This window comes from Pseudomonas sp. NFACC39-1 (genome assembly GCF_900110355.1).
In the GTDB taxonomy this organism is placed as follows: Bacteria; Pseudomonadota; Gammaproteobacteria; order Pseudomonadales; family Pseudomonadaceae; genus Aquipseudomonas; species Aquipseudomonas tehranensis.
Window position 1 is genome coordinate 91,784 of sequence record NZ_FODL01000006.1, and the last position, 26,290, is coordinate 118,073.

Genomic DNA, 26,290 nt, shown 5'->3' on the forward strand with positions numbered 1-26,290 from the left:
GCAAGCCAAGGTGAACATAAGCGAATGTATCCAGGCCGCCCAGCTACACACTCCGATACAAGCCCACCGCCAGGACAAGGACTCAGGCAGGCCTCTACGACGGCCGGTTTGCCTGAAGGCCAAGAGCCATGAGCCTCTGCGCCATGTCACCTGTCGCAATGGTTAAGTTAATTGAGCCGACAGCCGATACAGAGACGTGCGGGATATTTCGCGTTTAGCTGATGGCTTGTTTATGACTGAAGATGCTGGCAACGACACAACCGTTTCTCTCCCAGGCCTGCCAAGCCGCAGTTTCACGCGTCGCACCTTCCCAGCCATCATGTTTCTGCTTTTTGTCATGTCAGCACTGGCGATCGCCGTGCTGCTCAACATTACCAGGGCTCAGGATGAGCGCGCCCGTGAACAGAGCCTGTTTTTTGCCCAGCGGGCCATTGATTCCATAAGCAGCGGCATCGAACGGGACCTGAGCGATTACTCCAAGTGGAGCGACGCCTACCGACATCTGCATGTCGAAATGGACAAAGACTGGGCCTATGCCCAGGAAAATGTCGGCAGCAGCGTTTTCGGGCTCTACGGCTACCAGGCGGTGTTTGTCATTTCCCCGACAGGCAAAACCGTCTATTCGGTCATCAATGGTGAGATGAGTGAGGTTGATGCCGGCACGTGGCTGGCCGGTGACCTGCAAGGGCTGGCGAAGAAAGCCAGCGCCCCGCCGAACCGCGATGAAGTCATCGTCGAGCTGCTGCATCACGACGGCGCGCCCGCGTTTGTCGCCGCCTCGGCCATCACCGTCGGCACCGACGACAGCGTGCCCGAAATCCCGGGCCCGCCCAGTTTGCTGCTGTTCGTGAAAGTCCTTGATACTGCCGCTTTGCAAAACCTGGCGCGGGACTTTGCCCTGCCGGATGCCCACATCACCCAGGCGCCGGAGCAGATCGGCATGGCCCGGATATCCCTTGACAGCCAGATCGACGAGGCTTTGGCGTGGCGTCCGGAGACTCCCGGCAACGATCTGCGCAAGGTACTGCTGCCCTTGCTGGTCCTGGCCCTGCTGGTGTTGGCCATCCTCGCGCTGGCGGTGCTGCGCCATGCCCTGGTCATGCTTCGCGCCCAGGAAGGTCAGTACGCCAGCCTGCTGGCCCACCGCAAGGCACTGGAACGTAGCGAAGAACGCTTTCGGGACATTGCCGAAGTGTCCTCCGACTGGTTATGGGAAGTGGATTCGATCGGGACACTGACCTACCTGTCGGAACGTTTTGAACAAGTGACCGGCTTCAACCCCACACAATGGCTGGGCAAGCCCCTGCACCGGCTGCTCCATCCCCACGGTGGCTCGATTTCGATAGCCCAATGGCTGCTCGGCGGGGCCAACAGCGATTCGTCGGCCCCGTTGTTATGTGAGTACACCGCGCGCAATCAGCGTATCCGCACTTGCAAACTTTCGGTCCGAGCCATCGAAGCCGGGACCTTGGGCTTTCGGGGCACCGCCACCGACATTACCGAGGAGCTGCGGGCGCTGGCCCAGATCAAGCACCTCTCGCTGCACGACCCGCTGACCGGGCTGGCCAATCGAAACCGGCTGTTCGATTGCCTCAGCGAACACCTGGACCCGGCCGATGGGGCACCGCTGGCGGTGCTGAACCTGGACATGGACCGGTTCAAGCCGGTCAACGATTCTCTGGGGCATGCCGTAGGCGACAAAGTGCTGCGGGAAGTGGCCCATATCCTTCAGCAGAACGTGCGCAGCTCCGACCTGGTGGCCCGTCTGGGTGGTGATGAGTTTGTCATCGTCATGCCCGATCCCGGCAGTCCCCAAGACCTTGAACAACTCTGTGAGCGCCTGATCGATTGCATGCAGCGCCCCATGCACCTGGACGGCAATACCTTGTACCTGGGCGTGAGCATCGGTGTGGCCTGGTCGCAACCCGGTGACGAGCGCGCCACCGAATTGTTGCGCCACGCGGACATCGCGTTGTATGCGGCCAAGGCAGCGGGGCGCAACACCTGGCGGGTCTATGAGGAAGCCATGGGCAACCTGGCCCGCGACCGCCGGCGCTATGAGCAGCAACTGCGCGACGCTATGCAAGGCGAACAACTGGAGCTGCGCTACTTGCCTCGCTTCGATGTGTGCGCCGAACAACTGCACGGCTTCGAGGCCCAGACTTTCTGGCACCATCCCGAGAAAGGTGAACTGGGTGGCGCGGACTTCATCCCGATCGCCGAAGCGTCTGGCCAACTGGAAGAGCTGGGAACCTGGATGTTGATCAACGTTTGTGAAGAAGCGGTGAACTGGCCGACCGCTGTCAGCGTTTCCGTGGCGGTTTCGCCCAAATGGTTCAGCAGCAGCTTCTTACTCAATCAGGTGCGAACGGCCCTCGAAACGAGCGGCCTGGCCCCTCAGCGCCTGACCCTGGAAGTGGCCGAAGGGGTGCTTCTGATCGACCACAAAGCAGTCGCCAGTACCCTTCATGCGCTCAAGGACCTGGGCGTGCGCATCAACATCGACAAGTTCGGCACCAGCATTGCCTCCCTTCGCGAGGTACTGAACCAACCGTTCGATGGCATTCGCTTCGATCGCAACATTCTCGCTCAGTTGGGCCTGGAGCATGATCAGGAAGGCGTCCTGGCGATGATCCGGCTCAGCCGCAGCGTGGGGCTCATGGTCACCGCCGAAGGCATCGAAAACGCCCGGCAATTCCGCCAATTGCGCAGCGTGGCCTGCGACCACGTACAAGGCCCCTACTTCGGCTCGGCCCTGGCCCGCTCGGAAATGGCCTCATTCTTTACAACACCCCGGTGGTTATAGGGCATCGTTCTGGATGACGTGAAACCACTCTTTGCGCTCATCCAGCGTGTGCCGAATCAATTCGACAAGCATCTGCACTTGCGGCATGTCCAGGGCGTGACTGCCCACGGCCATCCATAACTGACGCTGCATCGGGTGCTCGAATACCCTCGGCAACGCGATGAGGCCACGGTCCAAGCAACTCATGTACTGAGGCAACAGACCGATGCAGGCGCTGCAACGAATCATTTCCAGCATCAATGCGTAGGATTGCACCTGCACCACGCCCACGCGGTGTTGCTCCATCAGGGTGTTCCACGGCGCAAAGCTGTCCACCTGACAGTCTGGCTGCCATTGCACAAGCATGTAGTCACTCAGGTCGTCCAGACACTCGGGGCGGGTAGCCGGGCGTGAGTAGCGTTTGGCGATGTGTGGCACATAGTCCAGCTTTGCCAGTCGTTCTGGTGATTGCGTGGGAAAACTCGGCCCCGGCCCCAACGTGTGCGAGTCACTCAACCACAGCACCAGGTCGGCACTGATGGCTTGCAGCGCCAGCTCACTGTCCAGAGTGATGATCTGCAACCGCACACTGGCGTTGCGCCGCAGCAAAGAGATCAGGTCACGGCCCAGGATGTCGTGCAGAATCGACTCGGCCACGGCCAGGCGGACCCGTGGTTGATCATTGCGCGGCACTGCGCCTGCGTGGATCTGTGCAATCAATCGCGCCTGTAGCTGCCGACCCTCGCGACTGAGGGTCAAGGCGCTGCCCTGGAAACTGAACAATGAGCGTTGCAGCGTCGCCTCCAACTGCGCCAACTGCTTGCGCAGCCAGGTCGCTTTGACGTTCAGGCTGCGAGCCGCCTGCATGAAACAGCCGCAACGGGCACTGACCAGAAAACACTGCGCCACCTGAGGCTCGATATCGCCGGCCATGGCCAGCCACGGGTCGGGGGCACGTAACGGTGTGCGGTATGCGGTGACAGCCTGGCGTCCTGCGGGCTCGGTGAAGGTCATGGGTGACTCCCTGTCGGTTGTACGAATACGTGTGGCTGTGTAGGAGCTGTGTAGGAGCTGTCGAGTGCAACGAGGCTGCGATCTTTCCCCAGACACTTGAATCTCATGCGAAAGTCAAAAGACCGTCCGAACGCGGCCCGAGCCTTCGCCAGCTCCTACAGAGCCCAACGGGAGCAAGCTCCCTCGCCACAAAAGCTGGGTGTGGGCTTGGCTAACGCGCCTCCTCCAGCACCTTGCTCAACTGCGCGCCATCAATGCTCAGGGTCGCGGTGTCGAGCATGCCATCCAGATAGGCCTTGGCAACCTGTTCCTGGCGCTGGGCGCGCAGGGCCTGGGTCAGGCGCTCGCGTACTTCATCCAGGGTCGCTTCCCGGGCCGGTTGTTGCTCGGTGAGTTTGATCACATGGAACCCCGCCGGGCTCTGTATCGGGTCCGACACCGAGCCGACCTTCAAGCGTGCCACCCCCTCACGCACGGGCGGAACCAGTTGCTGTAACGGCTGGAAGCCGCTGTCACCGCCGCGTTCGGCGCTGGTGCGATCCTGGGAAAAACGGCTGGCCAGGGCGCCGAACTCGGCGGGCGAGGCCTGGGCCTTTTTGCTCAACTCCAGCGCTTGCCGGCGCACCGTTTCCACCGTCGACGGCTCGGTTGCCGCCAGGAATATCTGGCTGACCCGGTACAGCGCCGGCACTGCCCAGTTGGCTTTCCCGGCCTCGTAAGCCTGCTGCAATTCCTCCTCACTGGGATACTCGGCCGGCACCTGACTGACAGACTGCAAGTAATCACGAAACACAATCTGCTCGGCCGCCGCCCGGGTCTGGCGTTCCACCTCCGGGCGCTGACGCCAGCCCTGGGCATCGGCCTGTTCCAGCACGGCTTTTTCCGCCAGCCGCGTACGGATCCAACCCTCCAAGACCGCCCGGTTGCCGAGCATTTGCTGACGAGCTTCCGGCGCCAGAGCAGACAGCAACACTTTGAGCTCTTGCGGGCTGACTTGCTGGTTGCCCAAGCGGGCCAGACTCGGCGAATCGGCCGAGGTTACGCTGACGGTCTGCACGGCGGCGACCGGATCGCTGCCCGGCCTCAGGCCGAGCACAACAGCCACGGCGACCAGGCCCAACGCGGCGGCGCTGATAACAAAGGACGGTTTTTTCACGATGCGGTGGCCTCCTCCAACGGCGGCTCGGCGGGTTCAACCTGGGGCTGCATCCGGGCTGCGTTCTGGCTGTACTCGCGCAGATAAACAATGAACTCCTGCAACAGGCGATCCCACAATTCCAGGTTGCTGCGCAAGTGATCTGCACTGACACCCGCCGCAACCACGACATCCATTTCCATCACCAGGAACTCACCCTGCACCGACAACCTTGCAAAACGCCGCGAAGCGTTCCATAGCTCGGCCAGACCGGCCGGCAACTCCCCCTGTACCCGCAAGGCGCAACTGAAGGTGAAGTCCAGATACTGATCAGGCGCGGCCGACAGGTTGCCAAAGCGCACCGCATAACCGATGCCCTGGCTGGCGCTCAGCAGTTGCACGATGCCGTTCTGTTCCGTTTCGTTGACCCGGTAGCCGGCGGCTTGCAACAGCTCGGTCAGGGACGTTGGGCTGACGTGTTCAATCAATGAAGTCATGGTCGACTCTTCCTTGCGCTATCAATGGGTGATCGAGGCCTGGGGCGCATCGAAACGGTTCTTGTAGAGGTCATCGCCAAAGCCCTGGGCCAGCTCTTCGAAACGCACCCGGGTCTTGGCGGCGAAGGGCTGGCGGATTTTCATGACGTCGGTGACGTCAATGGTTTCGTAGGCGTGGAGCAGCGTCTTGGCGACTTCGTACATTTGCTGATTCTTGACCGAACATTGCTGCACTTGTGTGTCACGCTCACTCAGTTGAGCTTCCAGACGAGCACGTTCGGCTTCCTTGCCGCGGGCCAGGACCAGCAACTCGTCATAGGCTTTCTTGAACTTGCCGATCTGCTCGTTGCTGGCTGCCACCTGGGCCTGGGCCTGGCTTCGCAGGTTCTGCTCGTGCCCGGCCAGTTGCTCGTTCAGGGCCTGGGCCTTGCTCAACTGGGCGGTCAATTGCTTGATCTGCTCCTGGGCTTGCCTGGCCTGGTCTTGCGCCGCCTGCCGGGCGGCGCTGGCCTGGGCCTGTTCACTCTGCAAGGTTTGCAACTGCGCGGTGGTGCTGCGCAATTGCGCCCGCAGGCGTTCTTCCATTCCTTCGCCGTGGGCCGTGCCGCCTAACAGCAGACCCAGCACCAGCAACGCGACCGGACACTGGTTCATGGCTCGCCTTTTCATGAGGCCTCCCTGCGCTTAGAAGCGCGTGTTGATTTCAAGCTGCAAGACATCGATGTCATACGGCGCGCCGTACACCGCTTCGGAACTCAGCCAGCGACCGGTGGCGAAGACGTTGTTCGCCAGACCATAGTTGCCGCCCAGGAAGTAACCTTTGGCATTGGTGCCACCCAGGTGAAACGACGAATCGTTGAAACCGTCCGGCAAGGCATCCGGCTGGATGTACTTGTAGCCGGCGAACAGGTTCCAATCGCCCTGGCGCTTGAGTTCCAGTGAGTTACCCAAGGTGAACTGGAGCATCCAGGCGTTGGCGCCGCTTTCTACCTCGCCGTTTTCGTCCAGGTTGTTGGCGAACTGGCCTTCGGAGCGCTTGCGCATCTCGCCTTCGTCGTAGCCCAGGTTATGCACGTAGTTGGCCTGGCTGCGCAGTTTCAGGTCTTGCGGCAAATCGGTGTCCCACTGCAGATTCAAATCCAGCAGGTTGAACTCCGAGGCCAGGCCGACATACTGCGGCTGTGGCGTGGTGGACGGGTTGAGAGGATTGGGCGTGATGTCCCGCAGCAGGAACACCGTGTTGCCCTTCTGCATGAACGCCACGCGCGAACCATCGCTGTCGCAACCCGGATCACCGGCCCACGGCTCGCACGGCGAGGAGCGCTGGCCTTCGATATCGTCGAAGCGGTAATAGGCCAACGCGCCCTTGACGCGGTTGCTGTCGTTGATCGCCCAATTGGCCCCCAACTGCGCCCCGTACAACCACTTGTTGTCGCTCTCCTCTTTGTCGGAACCGTTGCTGGTGCTGGTGTCGTTGGTGTACTCCACCGGGAACGCACCAACGGTGCCGAACAGGCCCCAGTCCTGATTGAGCTTGCGGTTGAAAATCGCCGCCACGCCATCAAAATTCAGGTCACCGGAATACAACAGGTCGGTGGAGTAAAACGGATTGGCGATTCGCCCACCGGTCAGGGTCAATTCGTCCGAGGGTTTCCAGGTCAAGTAACCCTGGTCAAGCCAGATGTCCTTCTTGCCGAAACCGCCACCCAGGGTCTGGGTGGTGGACACCGGGTTGTTGTCCGAGCCGGTGCCGATGCGAATGCCGGCGGTCCACTGCGGGGCAATCAGCGCTTTCATGCCCAGGCGTGCGCGCAGGCGGAACAGGTTTTCCCGATCTTCGCGAGTATTGAGCAACGGCGGCAGACTGGAGCTGCTGTTGGGGTTGACGTCGTACGGTCCTCGGTCATTGAGCCGGGCGAAGTCGACGATTTCGTTGCTGTTGGTACCCGAGTAGTAGCGCGACTCATCGCGCAGACGAATGTCGCCATCAAAACTGATCCGCGAGACCCAATCCGGAAAGGTGTTGGGTTGAGCCCAGTTTTCCTGCTTGGCGGTGGCCATGACTTCAGCCTTGACCTGATCGCGGATCTGCTCGCGGACGATGTTTGGCACGTATTGCACCCGCACATCCCCCGGTGCGCCGGCCGGTGTTGCGACGACCGCCGTGGCAGCCTGACGGGCCTGCACGGCTTCCCGTTCGGCCTGGGCGATCAAGCCCTCGGCCTGGTCCTGCTTCAACACGCCCTGCTGTACCAGCAGGCGGATCAGATTGATCGTGGCGTTTTCCGACGGCGCCGGGGCGGCGGCCGCGTGCCCGGCCAGGCTCAATACAACCAGGCCGATTGCCCAAGACAATCGATTCACATTGGAAATCATCTGCACACAACTCCTGTTGGCAAACTTTCAAATATTCGGTTAACCCGGACGCCGTCCCTGCAAGGACAGGCGCACGGGCAAAGTCAGGGACGCCGGTGGCCGCTCACTCAGAGGGGGGGCGGTGCGCAAGGCGGTGATGACCTGTTCATCCACCTGCCGGTTGCCGCTGGACTTGACCAGCTCGACCCGGGTGATTTCACCCACGGCGCTCAGCCAGACGTCGGCCTGCAGTGAGAAGGCCAGGCTGCGCAGCTCGGGGTTTTCCCGTAGCAGGCGCTGGAAGGTGAACGCCAGGAACTGGCTGTAGGTGCCGTTACCCAGGCGTCCGCCTCCCGCCCCGGCCATGCCACCGCCCTTGCCCGCACCGATGTTGAATGCGTCGTTGCCGGCCTGGGCATCACCGTCCATTTGCATGGGGTTCTCCAGGTCATCCACCGGTGACGGCGGCGCCTCTTCTTCGGGCTTGATCTCCTCGGGCTCCGGGGTCGGTTCTGGCTCGAGCACTTTCTCCTCGACCTGGGGCTCCGGCTCCTTGGGTTTTTCCGGCGGCGGCGGTGGCGGCGGTGGCAGCGGAATAATGGTTGGCACCTTCGGCGCTTCACGGCGCACGCCACTCATGTCGTTGGCCCATTGCCAGAGCAGCCAGGCCGCCACTGCGCCCAGCACCAGGGCACCAGCCCACTTGAGCAGGCGCAACGGCGCGTTCTTCACCGGGGGCGGGTTGATGGGAAGTTTGGCGGTCATGGTCAGCCCTGGCTCGGTTTGCCGGTCACAAGACCGACCTGTGACAATTCCAGGCGCCGCAACAGATCCAGCACTTCGATGACCTTCTGGTACTGCACCGTGGCGTCACCGCGCACGATCACCGGAAAGTCCGGGTTCTGGGCCTTTTCGATACGCAGGCGCTCCTCCAGCTCGCCCAGGGTCACCGGATAGGCATCAAGGAACACCTGCCCGCCATCGTTCACCGAAATGGCCTTGGTCTTGGCTTCGGACAACGACACCGAGGCGCTGGCCTTGGGCAGGTTGATCTGGATACCCGACACCTGTGCCGTAGCGGTGAGGATGAACATCACCAACACCACCATGAGCACGTCCACCAACGGCGTGACGTTGATGCTGTCCACCGCGGCGTCATCGTCGTCATCGTGTGAAGCGTTTACGCTAGCCATGACTGCGCTCCTCAGGCCGGTACGGGCGATTGAACGTGATGGTCACGGCGATGCGCCGCTTCACCGGACTGACCCTCGCCGTGCATCTCCGCCAGGCGCGTGATGAACTCGTCGACGAACACCCGCATGTCGGCGCTGACTTCCTTGTTGCGGGTGATCAGCCGGTTGTAGCCAAACAGCGCAGGGATCGCGACGAACAAGCCCATGGCGGTGGCGAGCAAGGCCGCGGCCATGCCCGGGGCAATGGCGTTGATGTTCACGTCACCGGCCATGGCCGTGCCGAGGAACACCACCATGATCCCCAGCACCGTGCCGAGCAGGCCGATGTACGGCCCGCCGGCGATGGCGTTGGACAGGGTCGAGAGTTTCGAGCTCAGTTGCTGGTTTTCCCGGGTGCGCACACCATCCATGGAGCACCGGATCGCTTCGATGGTGGCGGCCGACACCGACGAGGTATCAGCGCCCTGCTCGCGACGGGTGCGGATCTCCTTGACCGCCACCAGGTACAACCGCCACAGGGACGAATGTTGCAGGCGCTGGGCGAGGTCCTGGTCGTCGGCGAACATTTCCAGGCGCGTGCCGATCCCGGCGAACTGCTCACGGAAGGCTTCGTTGGCGGCACTGAGGCGGCTGACCATACGGTTCTTGCGGATCATGATGACCCACGACTGGAACATCATCAGCACCAGCACCGCGATGATCACCCAGGCGTCCAGCGGCACGGCGTTGAGCAGGAAACCCAGGCTGCCGAAACCGAAGCCGGACTGCTCTTCATCGACACCATAGGCCACCAGTTTTGATTCGGCGCCCTGGGCATTGGCATCCGCCAACAGCAGCGGCGCCGGACGGGCGACCTTGGACAGACGCACCTCGTCCATGGCCCCGCTGAACGGCACGAAAGTCCCGGTGGAAAGATCAGTTGAAGGGTCGGTGGCAAGCCCCGTAGAAAGATCGGCCCCCAGGGCGATCGGCGAATTGAACGCCGGCATCGCCACCGTCAGGCTCGCGGTTTCACGACCGTTGACGTACAGCACAACCCGGTCGCCCGAGGCGGTCAACGCCAGGTGTTGCCATTGGCCGGGGTTCAACGGTTGAGTCGAGACGGCACGCTGACCGTCAATGTCCAGGAATGGCACACCTTGATTCACTCCCACCAACAGGCTGGCGGCGGCCTCACGGCGGGCCAGGATCACCTGTTCACCGCTGGCCTGATCCTGGCGCAGCCAGGCGCTGAAGGTAAACGCCGCGCCGGCGCTGTGCTGCAATGAGGGGCTGGCCGGCAACAGCAGCGGCTGGCCGTTGAATTGCAAGGCATGACCGATCACGCCATCGATGCGGGTGCCAGCAGCGCCCTGGGCATTGTTGCCATACGCCGTGGCGTCCCGGGGCGGTACACCGGCGGCGCCGTCGAAGTGGTAAAGGGCGGTGTAATCCGGGTCGAAGGTCAATTGACCGCTGCCGGTGGCCGGCGCCTTCTGGTTGCCGTAGTACATCCACAGATCCTGACGCTGGCCACCCTCCACGCTCGGTACATCGATCCAGATCAAGGCCATCCCCATCAACGGGTCGAAGCTTTCGATCTGGTGATTGAGCACGGTCTTGTCATCGGCACTGACAAAACGCAGGTCCGAGCCATCCTCCTTGACCCCGTCGAAGGTGAAATTGCCGGTGTGCAGGCGTACCAGCAATGCGGTGCGGCCCAGGGCCTGGCTGATCGCCGCGCCTTGGGGCGTGGTGTCCACGGAAATCTGTTTGCGATAGTGCCAGTCGTCCTGCCACCAGGCGTTGGCCGTGGCTGGAAGCACCAGCCCCAGGCAGATAAACAGAGATAACAATAAGCGTTGCATGGACATGACTCCTAGGTTCAAAACGTCGCTTGCAGGTTGAAATGCAGGCGCGATTCCTGTTTCGAGGTGTTCGGCCCTTCGAGCAGCGGGTAGCCCCAATCGAGGCTGCCGGACAGCCATTTGCTCAGGCTCGCGCGCGTGCCGAGGCCGACACTGGCCAGGCTGTAGTCCGCGTCCTGATCGGGCAGTTCGTCGCGCAGGTACAACTGCGCGCCTTCGGCGAAGGCGTAGAAGCGCCACTCCTGGACATAGCTGCCGAGGAACTTGGCAATGGACGGTGTACGCAACTCCTGGGACAGCAGGTAGCCGTCATCCCCGGTACGCTCGGCGGCCAGATAACCGCGAACCGATGTAGCGCCACCGGCAGAGAATTGTTCGTTGGAAACCAGCGGCCCGGACGCCAACTGGAACGCGGCTTTGGACGCGGTCTGCCAGTCGTTGCCAAAGGTGAAGGTGTAATTGCCGTCCCCCTTGAGCACGGCAAAACTGGGGCTGGCGCGGTAGCGCTTGTAGTCGAAGTCTTCGTCGGAACTGCCATAGCCCAACAGGCTGCGGGTGCCCGCCACCAGGCTCAGGCCTAGGCCCAACTGGCTGTTTTCGCTGTAGCGAAAGCCGTTGTAGGCGAAGGTGAACGGCGCGTACTTGAGCGGCACTTTGTCGCTGGCGCCGTCCAGATTCAGCTCTTCCTCAAAGTCTTTGAAATCCACGCCAATGGAAAACGTATTGGCCCAGGCGGCACTGGACGCCAAGGTGTAGATCGCCGAGACACCGTACGAATGGCCCCTGCCCAAGACGTTGCTGCCGCCGATGGTCGCCACGTTGCTGTCGGACTGGTAGCCGGAGAACTGCACACTCCAGTGCTCGTCCAGCGGCGCGGTATAGGAGCCCGACCAGACCTTGGCGTTTTCGGTGTCCTGGGGTGCGGTGAAGAAGGTCAGCGAGAGGCTGTGACCCAATTGCCAAAGGTTGTTGTAGCCCAGGCTGGCAACGCTGCGCAGCTTCTCGGTGTCGGCGCTGTAATCGTTATTGAGCCCCAGGCTGGCTTGCCACGGGTTCTGATCCTCGACCTGCAAGTCCACATCCATGGTGCCGGGCCGCTGGCCCTCGCGTACCAGCGGCATTACCTGGCGCCCCGGGGTCTTGTTCAACTGCGCCAACTCAGCCTGGACCTGGGCGAAATCGGGCACCTCGCCTTCCTTGAGCGCTGGCACGTCGTCGCGAATTTCCACGGGCGAATAATGCTTGGCACCCACCACGCGGACTCGGCCGACCTTGGTCTCGCTGACCTGCAGGTAGACGATGCCGTCTTCGACTTTCTGCTCCGGCAACTCGACGAACACTGATTGATAACCGCGCGCCTGATAGGCCTTCTGCAGCGCCTCCCGGGCCCCCTCGATATCGCTCAAGGCCTTTTGCGGGCCGAGGAACGGGTAGACCGCCTCCTCGATGGCCCGGGCATCGAGCACGGTGTTGCCACGCACGAAATACTCGTTCACGTCCACCAGGCGGGCCGGGGCCGATTCGACCTCCTGCTGCGCTTGGGCGGCGAACGCCGACGGCCCCCCGACCGTCAACAACAACCAGCCCCACAGCGCTGGCCGCGATTTGAAGAAATGCTCCACACCACCCCCTGAATTCAAAGTACCGCTCAATTGCTTGCAGTCGATGTCGTGGCGTGCCGCGCCAGCCAGGTGTGCAGCAGCGCGAAATTCAAGGAGAACTCCGGCATTTGCAGCAAGGCACCGCAGAACACTTCACCGATTATTTTCTGGATGAGCCTCACAGCCCGCGCATCGCCCAGCAGCGTGGCGAGGTCTTTGCTCAAAACGTCGAAGCGCCAGACCTTCTGGTTCAGGTCCAGGCCGACGAACCAACGGAACAGCAGGTTGTAATTGAGTTGTTCGTAGAGTTGCTGCTCGCTGGGCACCGAATAGAGCAGTTGCAGTAAAAGGATGTGCATGACGGTCTGCGGTGCGATCAGCATCTCGGCGCTTGCGGTGAGGCCTTGCAGCACGTCGCGATGGTCGTCCAGCAGGTCGTCGATTTGCGGACGCAGCAACACCAGTGAATGGCCCTGCGGGATGTAGCTGGACACTTCCTTGAGTGCGCCCTGCCAGTCATCCTGGGAAACGATCCAGACCCACGGTGCGCCGTAGCGATACACCGAGACCGGCTGCTTGCGCGCCGCCTCGACGATCTTCGACAACCGCTGGTCAAGCTCCTGCATGCCCACTTTCGAATAACGTTCCATAGTTCCCATCGCCTCACTCCCGGCTGCTTGCCCCGGCTCCAAACGACCTTGCAGGTCCCCTCGAACACGTCACACAGGCTTGACGGGAATGGCGATGTGCTACCGAACTTTTGTCATGAAAGCTTCATTTGGATGGACGTCGATGGGAACTTGAGCGCAGGTCCCGTGGCGAGGGAGCAAGCTCGCGCTGGGGCTGTAGGAGCTGTCGAGTGCAACGAGGCTGCGATCTTTCCCCAGACACTTGAGTCCCAAGTGAAAGATCAAAAGATCGCAGGCTTCGCCAGCTCCTACAGAGCCCAGCGCGAGCTTGCTCCCTCGCCACGGGGTACTGGGTGTCCAGCAACCCGGTGGGAGCGAGCCTGCTCGCGATGGCGGCGACTCGGTGCCAGCCGATCGCTACAAGCTCAACCGCCCCCGCTCTTCCTCGGTCAAGCGCTGCCGGGTCTGTTCGTCCAGGGGGCCGGCGCCCAGCACTTGCACCGGGCTGGCCGGGTCGTAGGCCCGTGGCGCGTCGCGGCTGGCACCGTCGCGGGACGGGGCCAGTTGCTCGGAGCCGAAGCTCACCACCTGCACGGTGAACACCGACGCCTGGTTTTGTCGCGCCGCGTTCTGCTGCTGGCGCGCCACGTCTTCCGCCGCTTGTGTCGCCGAGGACGCCGCCGAACTGGCCGAGGTGATGGCCCCGGTGTTAACCGTGGCCGCCAGTGGCACACCGGAGGATTTGCCCTGGGTCTGGATGTTGGCCGCGTTCACCACGGTCAATGCCGCGATGTTGACGTTGCCCGACACCCGGATCCCCGCCTCGCCCGCATCGATGGTGCCCAAGGGCGCGATCAGGTCGATGTCGCCCGGCGCCACTTCGGCAATCGGGTTGAGCGTGGCGATACCGGCGCCGGTGCTCGGCACCGACGGCGACAATGTCACGTTACCCCAGGTGTCGTACAAGCGCTTGGGCGGCGTGTAGACCACGGTGGTCTTCGAACCGCGACCGGCGTTGATATCGCCCTGGGCCGACCAGCCGAGAATCGAACCGCCAAAGGTGGTCATGATCCGGCTCTGCCCCAGCAGGATGCTGTTCTGCGCATACAACTGGATATCGCCCTCGCCCTGGGTGATGACCCCGGCGGTGGACGGCGGTGCGTTGCCTTCGATGCCGAAGGTCTGCCCGCCGCCCGGCGTGAGCATCTGGATGCCACCGCCGAAATCGGTGTGCACACCCGCGCCGCCGAACATCGTGATATCGCCCTTGTAGGTGATCGCATTGCCCGCCACGTCCTTGTCTGGGAACAACAGCGCAATCGCCTCCCGGCCCCGCAAGTAACTGCCCTGGCGCACGCCACCGGCTTCGTTGTACTCACGGCCACCGGCCTTGAGCTCGGCGAAGTACACGTCGCGGGCAAACACCCGCTGCTGCTCGGCCGGCAGCGCCGCGAAGTAGTTGCGGGCCTGCTCGGTGTCGCCGCTGAAGCCGAAGCGTTCCTTGAGCCAATCCACCAGTTCCGCCTCGTAGGTCTTGGCGACTTTACCGTCCTGGTTCGCCAGGGGCACACCGGTCAGGGCCTGGTTGGCCGGGTCCAGGTACGCCTTGACGAAGCGCTGGTAGTCCGCGCCGTTGAGGCCAGCGCCGGCTTGCAGCACCAGGCTCGCGCCGGGGCGCGCATCCCCCGGCACCACGGCGCCGATACTGTTGATGCTGACCTTGTCATCCATCAGCAGATTACGCCCGGCGGTGATCTCCAGCAGGCCGGGGCCGGCGACATTGAAGTTGCTGTAGAGGATGTCGCGCCCGGCCGAGACGATGGAGATGTCGGTGGGGTTGTTGTGGACGAAGAGGTTGCCGGTGCTGGTGTAATTTCCCGCGCCCCCCATACCGGTGTCCTCATTCAGAGATCCGCCCAGCGGTATGCCGCTGCTGACAATGTCTCGCCCAGCCATCATCCGTACAGCTCCGGCGCCTTCGTAGGCAATTCGCCCCGGCCATCTGCCGATGGAGACTGATGCCATCGACCGTCCAGTGGTGACTGCCAGCAAGTCGCCTTCAAGCGCATAGAAGCGAGCAGGATCGTCATTGAGGGCCCACTCCCCGGAAGCGCTGCTGGTGTCAAAGGCAAACAGCGGCAATATGTTCATACTAGGGCGAGCGGGGTTGCCATCGGCTGAGAGATTGCTGGTCTTTATGACGAAACCATCCATACCGACAAAGGCTGGCCGAAACGGTGTCGCCAGGGCCGCAGACGATGCACCGGAACGACTGACCGACATATCGCCACCGTAGATGGAATCGCCGGCCATGAATTGCAACTCACTGTTGATACCGGGAGCGAGCAGCAGGGCTGGACGATTGTTGCCGTTGTAGCCTGTTTCATACAGTCCCGAGGACTTCCCATAATAAAGGCTGCCACTGGCTGCCACAGCCCTCAGGATGGACGGATAGACCACCGCCAGGTCCGTTGCGGTGCTGGATGTGAAAGGTGTCAGGTTGCCTCCCGACGTCCACAAGTCGACCGCAGTATTGGCTGTCCACAGCGTGAACCAGCTCAGGCCTGATTCGTTACTGTCACCGTCCTTGAAGCGTGAGGCGCTCATCATCGGTGCCCGGCCCGGGTCGGCGACGTCCATCACGACAAGGTCGCCCGAAGTCGTCAGGTCGAAGGTAGCGTCACCCGGCATGAGGGTCAGTCCACCGGTAGCAAACCCTCGTGTGGATTTGAAGGAGTCGTAGGCCCGCGTTTCTCCAGGGGACTGTGTTGAGACAGCATTGCCATAGCGCAGATCGATTCGACCGATGGCACCGCTGTCGATCTTCGCGTGGCCCCGCAGGTTGATGACAGCGCCATTGAGATGCCCACTCCTGAACAAGCTCTCGGGATTCAACGTCCCCCCCAAACGCAGATCGAGATCACCACCGCCGGTCAGTTGCAGGCGGCCATCGGCGCCCACACGCCCGGTGCTGCCCACCGCCAGCAGCAGCCCCTGGCTTCGAGGGTTGATGTTTGAATTGAAGTCACTACCGGCAAACCGGTTCAACACCCCCGCGTCGCCCTTCACCTGTACATCCAGATCACCGCCGCCCAAAGTCCCGAACCCGGTGAAAGCGGCCATTTGATCAGCGCGCCCCGGCACCGTCGACGCGGTATAACTACCGAAGTTGATCCACCAGGCGGTCGGCTGGCTGTTCGCTGAATCACCATTGCCCTGGCGCCAGAGCCAATTGCCCACATTGGCCGAATCCTGGCCGTTGTCGGTGGGATTCGGTCGTCCGACAGGGGTTGCAGCAGGCGCGGTCAGGTTACCGCGGAGGTCGCCGCCGACCTTGAGCAACAGGTTACCGCCCGCGTCCGGGTACCAGGCGCGATAAAGATTTTCGGTGCCGCCGTCGACCAGTTTCTCATTGCTGCCATCCTCGTTGTTGAGCACCTTGTCGTTGGCGCCCAAGGCCTTGGGCTGGTTGTAGGGATCGCCTGGGAACGTTGGTGCTGATGAGGTGCCGGCGGTGTAGATGCCGAACAACGAATCCATGCGCAGGTTGCCGCCACTGAGCAGTTCCAGGTCCCCGGTACCGGTGCGGATGACGCTCGGACGGACACTGCCGGCAACCGCTTCATACTCCACGTCTGCGGGGGCACAGACACTCGGCGTCGCGTCGCAGAGTGACTGAACCGAATCAAACTGGAAAAACTGCGCAGCGGCCTGGCTGATCAGCTCGCCGGCCTTGACCTCAAAGCCGGAACCTGCCAATTCCTCCTCCGCTGCCTGGGTCCATCTGTAAGAGGCTTGAAGCGCGCAAATACCGGCGAAATCCGCACAGAAGGCGTCAACCGAGTCGTAGCCAAAATTGCTCACGATGTCCAGGTCAACGGTTTGGCCAAGCTCCACCGTGAATCCCGCGCCCGCCAGCTCATCGACCCCTAGTTGAGTCCACCCATAGGTGCCCTTGGCCGGCACGGGTTTGCCGAACATACCATAGTGGCTATCGGCAAGACGCAAGTCGCCACGTACCGGTTCAGGCTGAACAATCCGGCTGTCCGCCGCCGTCGTATCGGCCCCGGCCACCAGCCTCAGCGACCAGGACTGCGAGCCCTCGGCGAGCATCGGGGCGATAGCCCACATGCGGCCATCGCTGCCCGCGATCTCCGGACGCAACTGCACCGACTCGACACCATCCGGCAACTTCACATCGGTGCCGGACGGGATCAGCGAACCACGGTTCAAGACCAGGCTGCCTTCGAGCTTGAGGATATTGGTCTGCGCATTGCCCGCGTTAGCCACGTTGGGCAGCGCCACGCCCTTGGGCCAGGTGAAACCGCGCAGTGCGGCGGCACCGCTCAACACGCTGCCGGCGCCCAACTGCGAGCCGGCTTCGAGGGTCTGGGCCCGGCTCAGCAAAGTGCCCGCGGCAAACAGCAGGTTGCCGGAGGCATCGTGCACCGCAGCCGCCAATACCGTGCCGGCCGGCAGTTCCAAGGGTTGTTCCAGGATCGCCGCCACCGGCAACCGGGTGCCGGCCGCCAGGGTCACGTCCTTGATCGGCAAGTCGTAGTTCAAGGTGGTTCCCGCCGGGAACGCCGTGCCGTCGGCCAGGGTCACCCCGGCACCGGGGACGACGATGTCACCACCGGTGAAGTCGATCCCCGGCAGCAGCACCCAGCCTTTATCATCCTGCGTGGGCGGCGGCGGCGCGAAACCGTCGTTGATACTGCCATAGATGCTCAGGTCACCACCGGCGCGCAGAATCAGCGCACCGGGCTCGCCGGAGCCGTACACGGCGGTTTGACGAGTATGCGGATTCACACTGGCGTAACGATAACCGGACAGGTCCAGGTCACCCTGCACCACCAGGTCACCGTCGGCCGTGGCACTGACGATTTCCACGCTGGGGCGCAGGTGGAAAGCATCGACATAACGAGCATTATTGAGGCCGGCGAGCTTGCGCCGCATTAAATCGCTGTTGGTCAGCGCCGCGTTGATGAAGGCGAGGCTGTCCTGATGCTTGCCATCCAGGTAGTCCTGGTCGATGACCTGATAAGGACGACCGCTGGCCGCCGGATCGCTGCCAAACTCTGCATCGTTGTACTGCCACATACCGTTGACCGCGATGGACCGGGCGCCCTGGATATCCAGGCCACCGCGTGCATCGATGGCAATGTCGCCCTGGGTCGGGGTCGAGCCGGCGCGGCGTGCATTGAGTTCCAGCGTGCCACGGGCACGGCCGTCGTGCTGTCCGGCGGGCGCCGCAGTGCCATGGCGCAAATCGATGCGGGCACCGTCGGCTAGCGTCAGCACACCAGCGCGGGAGGTCAGATCGACAATGGCCCGGTTCGGCGAATCGATGATCTTGCCGTAGCTGTCCACCCGCAGACGGTTGCCGTGGGCATCGAGCATCGCATTGCTGCCCAGAGTCAGAGAGCGCCCGGCGGCGAGCCGGATGCTACCGACCCGTTCGCCGCTGGCGTCTACCTTGCCATTGACCAACAGGTTTCCGTTGTCGACCGACACGCTGATGGTCGAGGCCTTGAGTTCGTTGCCGATCACCAGGTCGCCCTGCTTGAGCTGGAAGCCACGGGCACCGAACACCTGCCCGTCGTTCAACCGTTGGTTCAGGGCCGCGAACTGCTCGCTGAGGTTACCGTTGCCGCCCAGGCGCTGGGCCTGGATCTCCACGCCGCCAGCCAGGTACGGCATGGCGGTACCCCCGGCGTCATATTCGCCGGTACTGCTGCCGAGGATCCGTCCTTGCAGATCGACTACACCCGCCGTACTGCCCAAGGCCACGGCGCTGAGCCGACCAGCCTGGTTGTGGCGGGCCGAAAGGTCGATGCTGGAGCCACCCGCCTGACGGATGTTGCCGTTCTGGCTTTGCAGGATCACCTCGCCACCAGAGCTGTAGCGCGTGACATCGTTGAAGGTCACTGTGCGCCCCGCCACGTCGATCAGCGCCTCATCGGCCAGGGTCAGGTCATCCGTCGCGCTCAGGGTCAGCTTGCCGCTGGGCAGCACCACCGCGCTGGCAAGGTTTAGGCTCGCGCCTTTGATGGACAACTCGCCCCCAAGCCCGGAGACAGTGCCGGGTTTAGCGGTCGCGCCCGTTACATTGACCGCACCGCCCGCGGTGATGCGGTTGACCGAACCGGCTTCGCCGGTCAGCAACGGGGTGAGGATATTCAGGTTGCCGCCGCTGTAGGCATAGCCCGTTTTCGCGTCATAGGCGCCCTGGCTTTGATACACCGCCAGGCTGCCTTTGTGGTTGGCGGTCAGGCGTTCGCTGGCACTAAGGTTGACGTTGGCAAATCCCAGTGCAAGACGGTCCAGGGTAGTGATCGAGCTCGGTTGGGCGAAATCGCCATAGCCGAATTCGATGCGCTGGGCCTGGATGTCCAGGCGACCGGCGCCGGTGCCGGCCCCGCCGGCAATCACCGAACCCGGCGCGCCAACGGCGCCGTTCCAGATCAGGTTGGCGGTGCGGATGCTTGCCACGTCGTTGGCGGTGCCGGCGCCATAGATGCCCGGGGTACTGAGCATCAGATTGCTCAGGCGTGATTTGCCTGTGGCTGAGTCATAGGTGTCGAGGCTGACGGTGCCATAGAAGTTCAATGCCTGGCTGGCCGACAGTTCGAGGGTTTCCAGGGCCGGCGCGCCGTATTCGGTATCGCCGCGCAGCAGGCGATCGAGCACGGTCTGGCTCAAGGTCAGACCGGCTGGCAGGACCTTGCCCGTCGCCGCGTTGCTCAGGGCCTGGGCGGTACCGACGTTGATGTTGCTCAGGGCCAGGGTCAGGTGACGGGTGCCGTAACGCACCTGGTCGCCCAACTCCAGGCTGCTGCCGGACGCAGCAACGATGCTGCCTTCGGAGTGAATCCGGGTCACGCCGCTGCACGGCGTCAGGCTGCATCCGCCGATGTTGACCGTGCCGCTGGTGCCTGACGCAGGGGCCAATACATTGAGCAAGCCATTGGAGGCAGCCAGCAAGCTGTAGTTTTGATTTTGCACATTGAGGTTATAGATAAAACCATCACGGGCATCGTAAGCGGCCTTGCCCCGTCCAATGGTGTTGACGGCGGCGCCTTGTTCCACCAAGAGCTCGCCGCCGTCGGCCAGGAGGAAGACCTCAGGCGCCGACAGGGTCGCACCTTCACGCAGCGCGACACTGCGGGACACGCGTTGCGGCGTGATGTAGTTACCGCCCTGGCCATAGAGCACCGAAAACTGGCCGCCGATCACTTGGCGTGAAGCATTCAATGCATTGAGGCTTTCGGCATTGAGGGTCACACCTTCGAAGCCAGCCGTAGCCCCCCGTCCTTCGGCGACCACTTCGAGCGCGGTGCCATTGCTGGCAACCACCGCGACGGTGCCGCCGTATCCTCCGGTCTGAGGCGCGAACTTGCCGATCCCCTTGAAGGAGAAGGCCTGATCTGCGGCGCCCTTGCCCAGATTCAACTTCAACGTCTTGGCATCTACCGGCAACAAAGCCCTGGGAACGCCCAAACGCGCGGCGTCGGCCATGGCGAACTGGGCGTAGCTGGTTTCGTTGTATTGCGAGTAGCGACGCAGCACATCGCCCGAGGTCAGGATGACTTGGCTGGACAAACTGTTGCGCTGCCCGGTATTGGCCACCGACAGCACGCCGGCAGTGGTCCAGGAACCATTGCGCATCTGGTGCGCGCCCGTTGTGACACCTTGCCCCGCCAAGCCATTGACCTCGACTCGGAACGCCCCCGGCAGTAAGGCATAGGTGGATGGCATCAGGGTGTAGGTGCCGGCAACCAGCCCGGGCACACCGGCACCGATGGTGATCTGCTGACCTACCCTCGGATCGACCGCGCCACCTTCGGCGGCGACCGGCGCGTATTGGCTCTGATTGCCCGGCACGATGGCGTAGACCGGGTTGCTGGACAGGCCCGGCAAGGTGAAACCGCCATTGGCGCCGATTTGTACCAGCGGGTTGAAACGCGCATCGGTGGAACCGCCGCGGCCGGAGATGAAACCTGCGCCGAGCAATTCGCCGCCACCCGAGAGATCGAGCACCGAGCCGTCTTGGCCCTCCACAGACTTGCCGCCGAGAATCACGCCGATGTTGAGGTCACCATTATTGGAAGGCACCGCGCCTTGTCCCAGTAACACGATTTTCTTGCCAGCATACGTATAACTTTGCCCATCGATGGTGCCGCCATACGGCAGGATCAGGCCCAAGCCACTGACCGATGTCAAACTGCCTGGCAACAAATCCACCCGGGCAGATACGCCCTCTGCACTGTTTGTGCCGATCTCAAGTAACCCCAAAGGTGCACGGACGACACCACCTTGTTCGATTTTCGCACTGCCCAATTGCAAACGGCCGAATACCGAATATGGCACTTGGGATGCGACCTGGGTAGTACGCCCAATGACTAGGCTACGCGCCGGGTCATAGAGCTTGTCGCCGCTACCGGATTCAGATCCCCAGCCATACCCCGCCAATACCCGGGCGCCAACCCCCGTCGCCGGATACAACTGCGCCGCTTGCAGGATCATGTCCGAAGGGGTCAACAACTGGGTAGTGATGCCTGCAGGCATATAGTCGCCAGAGAACCCGGCCAGGAATCGTAAATCCCCCCGACTGCTTAGCCGGACCCGGTCGAAACCCGCGCGCTCCAGCGCGACGGTACTGCCGTCGGCCTGTCTCAGCGTGCCTTTGCTGCTAAATATCACACTGCCCTGTACATCCAGCAGGTCTGCGTTAACGGAAAACACTGCCTTGTTTGCCAACAGCGATACACCGCCGCCCTCGACCACTGGCCGGGTATACCCGTCCGGATTTGGTCGACCGGCCGCCGGCCCAGACAGCAGCACATGGGAGGCATTGAGTTGGGCCCGGGTATTGGCTGGCGCGTTTGCGCTCGGCCCAAAGCTACGGGCATACAGACTCAGGCTTTGGCCGAGAGACAGTGACACGTCGCCATCGACGCTCAACAGGCCATTGCTCAACAAGGCAAGGCTGTCGAAGCCGCCCGACTGAACCTGATCCACGCCCAAACGGCCGTGACCGTAGACCAGTGAGTCCGCCAAGGTCTCGGCCGTATCGCCCAGCAGAGTCGCCTGGGCGTTTTGCCCCAACACCAGCTCTCGGACCTGCAAGACCCGGTTATTGACCGCATTGCTACGGTAATACGGCGTTTCCAGGGCCACCGACAAACTGCCGCCTGCCGCCCCTGTACCGCCCGAACGAGCGCTGAACACGCCGTCCAGGTACAAACCATTGGCCGACGCCAGGGAAATGCTGCCGCCGTTACTCGCCACCGACGCGCGTCCCTGGCCTGGAATATCCAGCACCGCCTGGCTGCCATCCGCTTGCAGACGCGCACCGTCGCGCACCACCACAAACAATTCGGAGGCTGAAGCCGATCCTTTCACGGCATCGATCTGACCACCGATGACAATCTGCCCGCCGTCGCGTACCAGGCCGTAGGTCCGACCACGCATATCCCGAGCTGTTATGGCCCGGCTCGATACATCGATCAGTGCTTGCTCACCCAGCCAGATGGAACGACCGTGGCCCTGGGCATTGACTTGATCGCGGACCGTATCGTTGACGCTCAACTCGGTGAGACTGACCCGCCCGCCCCAGGCGTTGAGGGTACCGTTGGCAGTCAGTTGGCCGATGCTGCGGACATCGATGCCCTGGCCAGGGTCGACGCTGATCACGCTGCCCTTACCCAGGCTCAGTACCGTGCTCGCCATGTCGGCGGCGCTAGAGTTCGCGGTACCGGCATTGAGGCTCAAACTCGCACCACGACGCTGGGTCATGACACCTTTGATGGCATCTTCCTGGTACAGCTGCGGCGTCCAGCGCTGCAAAGCGTCCGCTGGCTCTGCGCCACTGCCCGTACTCAACGCCTGCTCGCCGAAACGGTACACCGGCATCGTCACATCGACCCGCGTCCCCTCCGCGACCGTCAGGCCTTCGTTGCCAGTGATGTCATAGGCCGAGAAGCCCTTGTCGAAAAAATCGCCGCCCAGTTGCAGGGTGCCGGGCTCGAGGGGCGCGTTGCTGTTGCCGATCAGCACTTTGTTGGCCGCCAGCTTCAAGGTCCCGCCACCGCTCACCCCGGTGCCGCGCAGTTCACCTTCCAGGTTCAAGGCGCCGTTACCGGAGGATGTGCCGGTACTGGCGGTCAGGGTCAGGTCACCGCCCTTGCCACCGCGGGTCTTGCCATCGGCCATGACCGCAGCACCGGAGCTGACGTCGACCAGGCTGCCCTGGCGCACATCGATATCGCCACTGCTGCGCACAGACACCGTACCGCCATTGATGAACGGCAGACCTTCACGGTCATTGCCGTCGAGCAGCAAATTGCTCCACCGCCCAGCGGTGTTCAACGTCACGCCTTCGCCCAACGTGACCGCTGCTCGAGTACCTGTTGCAGGGACAAGCGTGACGTCACCTACTGCATAATTCCTGAGGGTATCGACCTGCCTGAGGACATTACCCAGCGCAATGCGACCGCTGCGCACCGTCAGGTCGGCATTCACCTCGACCTGCGGTGCGTAAAGCGTGATGTCGCCGCCATCGGCCACGTTGAGCGCGCCATCGACTTTGATGCCTTGCGCCGCTGCCACCTTGACCGCGCCGAGTTGGAAGCCATTGAGCAGCTCATTGTCCAGCACCAACTTGCCTTGCCGATCAGTGCCGACCACCGAGGTCAGGTCAAGGCCCGCCGCAATCTTGTCGTTGACCTCGCCGACGGTGACCTGATCGAAGGTAGGGTTCAGGCCACTGTTGATCACACCGCTGGCCTTGTCGTAGATCGGCGTGTAACTGCCCACCAGCAACTGAGCCCGCCGGGCCACGGCGTTTTGCGATTGCTGGTAACCGTCGAGGTTGAGGTTCGGCGCCTGGGTCTGGCGTTCGCCCTGGTAGACCTCGCCGACGATCTGGCCTTCCAGCACCGCGTTGCGGGTCGACACCACCAGCTTGCCGGCATCGCGGCCGACGGTGTAGCCGGCCTCAAAGCGCTCGCGGGGGGCGATCAGTGGGTTGTAGTAGTAATCGGTCTGGCCCCAACGTTGGCTGTGGTCTTCGTAACCCTTGTAGATGCCGCTGTAGAGGATGTCCCCCGGCGCCTTGGACAGTTCATACAAGCGCCCATTGGGGCCCTTGAGCCAGGACTGGCGCAGGTAGCCGCTCTGCACATCCAGGGTGCCACCGGACAGGTTTAACTGCGCAGCCTGCTGGGTCACCACGTCGTTGCCGGTGAACGTCAGCGTGCCACCTTGGGCGGCCCATTCACCCATGCTGTGGCCCCTTGTGCCCAGGTAGCCGCCGACTTCCAGCAGCCCACCCGCCGTGTACCAACGGTCGGTGGCATAACCGTTGGTGCCCGCCGGCACGTAGATCAAATCACGCACATCCACCCAGACATCGTTGTTGGTCAGCTTGCCGCCCTCGCGGTTGACCGGTGCGTCACGCTGTTCGTTGCCCTGCACGTTGACCTTGATGGAATTGGATTCCATCGCCACCTTGACGCCGATGGCGCCGGACACGTCGATCACCGCGCCATCGCGCACCAGGCTGCGACCGGCGGCACTGACTGCGACCTGGCCGCCGGTGGCCAGGGTGATGGAGCCATTCTGGAAGTCAACGCTGCCGCCACTGACAATCTCGACCCGGGACTGGTCGGTGCGGTCGACCACGCTGCTGAGGTTGTTGAACCGACCGGTGATCAGGTTGTTCGGCGTACCGTCCAGGCCGGCGGGTCCGGCATCGCGCTGGCTGTCCAGGGCGCTGCCGCCCGCGGCGTCAAGCAGCACCGCCGTGGCACTGCCCTGCCCCAGGGTGACGCTGCCGGTGCTGTCGCTGAAAGCGTTGAGCAGGTGCACGGTGCCGCGGGTGTCCACCGAACTGCTGGCCACGGCCACGCCGTTCTGCTGCACATTGTGCCCGGTAAGGGTGATGTCGCCGGTGCTGGCCTGGATCAGGCCGCTGTTGATCACCGTGCCGGCGCTGCTGCCCGGCTTGAGGGACGTCGCGACCTCGTTGCCACGGGTGGTGGAACGCGGGTTGCCGCTGGTGCCCTGACCCCGGCGAATATAAAAACTGTCCCCCGCTGCCAGGGTGGTCTGGCCCTTGGCGGTGATGATGGAACCGGCGTTCTCCACTTCCGAGCCCAGCAGCAAGGCATAGCCGCCCCCGGCGGTGGAGGTGGCGGCGCGATGGGTTTCGATCCGCGCACCGCGCTGCACTTCGATCTTGCCGGCGGCGTCAGTGAAGGTCGGCTGGGTGCCGGTGGCATCGACGTACAAGCCGCGCTGGCTGAATTGCTCGTCGCTGACGTTGGCCGCCACCGCCGCCAGGTTGCGCACGTTGACCTGGCTGCTGCCGCTGAAAATGATGCCGTTGCGGTTGACCAGCATCACCGTGCCTTTGCCCTTGATCTGGCCCTGGATCTGGCTCGGCCGCGCTTGAGGGTCGTTGACCCGGTTGAGCACGGCCCAGTCCGACTGCTGCTGGAAATCCACCGTGGTGTTGCGCCCGACGTTGAAGGTTTCCCAGTTGAGAATCGCCTTGTCGGCGGTCTGCTCGATCTTCACCGTGGTCTTGCCACCGGCCTGGGTCTGCTGCGGTCCCTTGGCGTTGAGCCAGCCCTGGGTCAGGCTGTTATCGACCTTGAGCCCGCCCTCGCCCAGCCCATCGGGCACGGTCTGTACTTGCCCGAACGCGGCTTGCCGCCCCGCGGCCTGGGCCGCCTGCTGGGCCGCGATGGCGGCCACGGTGTTGTTGAGGTTGGTCAGCGAACGCTGCAACTGCGCATTGGCCCGTTGCTGTTGCGCCAGGGGTGGCGGCATGCCTGGCTGCGCCGTCGCGGGCCGCCCCGCGCCACCGGCCTGGGAAGCACCCTTGGCGGCAAACCAGGCCGAACTGAACGCCGTCGCCGCGTGGGCATTGCCGGCCACCATCAGCAGCGCAATGGCCTGGGCCAGCGGCTTGAGCCGCAACATCGACAACTCGCCATCGCGACGGGGGGCATTCAGGTTCGTCTGGGGTTTGCAGCGCAGCATCCTACTCATCCTTTCGGGTTCGCTCTAAGGGGTCACAACGCCGTGCTGTCAAGCTGCCAGCGTTGGTTATAGGGGATAGGCGGTTACAACCGCTCGGGACCGAACGGTTGTCATGAAAATTTCATGTGGCTGTGTTGGCGCCGGTATTACGCAAAAATCAGCAACGGCTTGCGCCGTTGCT

12 protein-coding genes are annotated in these 26,290 nt (G+C 62.9%); 1 reads left to right on the top strand and 11 read right to left on the bottom strand.

Going from position 1 to position 26,290, the window contains the following annotated elements; genetic code table 11:
* Positions 1–232 precede the first annotated feature (232 nt).
* Entirely contained in the window at positions 233–2,806 is a 2,574-nt protein-coding gene (locus BMY45_RS14635) for a bifunctional diguanylate cyclase/phosphodiesterase (protein ID WP_092398756.1), read from the top strand.
* On the opposite strand, the gene BMY45_RS14640 is transcribed toward BMY45_RS14635, so the two are convergent.
* The 11 genes from BMY45_RS14640 to BMY45_RS14690 form a co-directional block, all read right to left on the bottom strand.
* Positions 2,801–3,799, bottom strand: a complete 999-nt coding sequence (locus BMY45_RS14640) for a LysR family transcriptional regulator (RefSeq protein WP_092398758.1) — start codon at positions 3,797–3,799, stop codon at positions 2,801–2,803. The two genes, BMY45_RS14635 and BMY45_RS14640, sit on opposite strands and share 6 nt — an antisense overlap.
* A gap of 211 nt (positions 3,800–4,010) precedes the next feature.
* Positions 4,011–4,955 carry a peptidylprolyl isomerase gene (locus BMY45_RS14645; RefSeq protein WP_092398760.1) on the bottom strand — a complete coding sequence of 315 codons (945 nt, stop codon included), beginning with the start codon at positions 4,953–4,955 and terminating at the stop codon, positions 4,011–4,013.
* Positions 4,952–5,431: a YbjN domain-containing protein gene (locus BMY45_RS14650; RefSeq protein ID WP_076385216.1), complete on the bottom strand. Its 480-nt coding sequence runs from the start codon at positions 5,429–5,431 to the stop codon at positions 4,952–4,954. The genes BMY45_RS14645 and BMY45_RS14650 overlap by 4 nt, the downstream gene beginning before the upstream one ends.
* Before the next feature lie 21 nt (positions 5,432–5,452).
* Complete coding sequence (locus BMY45_RS14655) at positions 5,453–6,100, bottom strand: DNA repair protein (protein ID WP_092398761.1); 648 nt, start codon at positions 6,098–6,100, stop codon at positions 5,453–5,455.
* A gap of 15 nt (positions 6,101–6,115) precedes the next feature.
* Positions 6,116–7,807, bottom strand: coding sequence for a putative porin (locus tag BMY45_RS14660; protein WP_092398763.1), 1,692 nt, complete (start codon positions 7,805–7,807; stop codon positions 6,116–6,118).
* Between the two features lie 39 nt (positions 7,808–7,846).
* A complete protein-coding gene (locus BMY45_RS14665) occupies positions 7,847–8,551 on the bottom strand; it encodes an energy transducer TonB family protein (protein WP_092398765.1) in 705 nt (234 codons plus the stop codon).
* A 2-nt stretch (positions 8,552–8,553) separates the two neighbouring features.
* Positions 8,554–8,979: an ExbD/TolR family protein gene (locus tag BMY45_RS14670; RefSeq protein WP_092398767.1), complete on the bottom strand. Its 426-nt coding sequence runs from the start codon at positions 8,977–8,979 to the stop codon at positions 8,554–8,556.
* An 11-nt stretch (positions 8,980–8,990) separates the two neighbouring features.
* Positions 8,991–10,826 carry a DUF2341 domain-containing protein gene (locus BMY45_RS14675; RefSeq protein ID WP_092398769.1) on the bottom strand — a complete coding sequence of 612 codons (1,836 nt, stop codon included), beginning with the start codon at positions 10,824–10,826 and terminating at the stop codon, positions 8,991–8,993.
* A 17-nt stretch (positions 10,827–10,843) separates the two neighbouring features.
* The gene (locus BMY45_RS14680) at positions 10,844–12,400 is read right to left on the bottom strand and encodes a ShlB/FhaC/HecB family hemolysin secretion/activation protein (protein WP_371913956.1); all 1,557 of its coding nucleotides are present in this window, start codon (positions 12,398–12,400) and stop codon (positions 10,844–10,846) included.
* Positions 12,401–12,474: 74 nt separating this feature from the next.
* A complete protein-coding gene (locus tag BMY45_RS14685; RefSeq protein WP_047228943.1) occupies positions 12,475–13,077 on the bottom strand; it encodes a transposase in 603 nt (200 codons plus the stop codon).
* A 396-nt stretch (positions 13,078–13,473) separates the two neighbouring features.
* The gene (locus BMY45_RS14690) at positions 13,474–26,109 is read right to left on the bottom strand and encodes a filamentous hemagglutinin family protein (protein WP_092398773.1); all 12,636 of its coding nucleotides are present in this window, start codon (positions 26,107–26,109) and stop codon (positions 13,474–13,476) included.
* Positions 26,110–26,290: the final 181 nt, after the last annotated feature.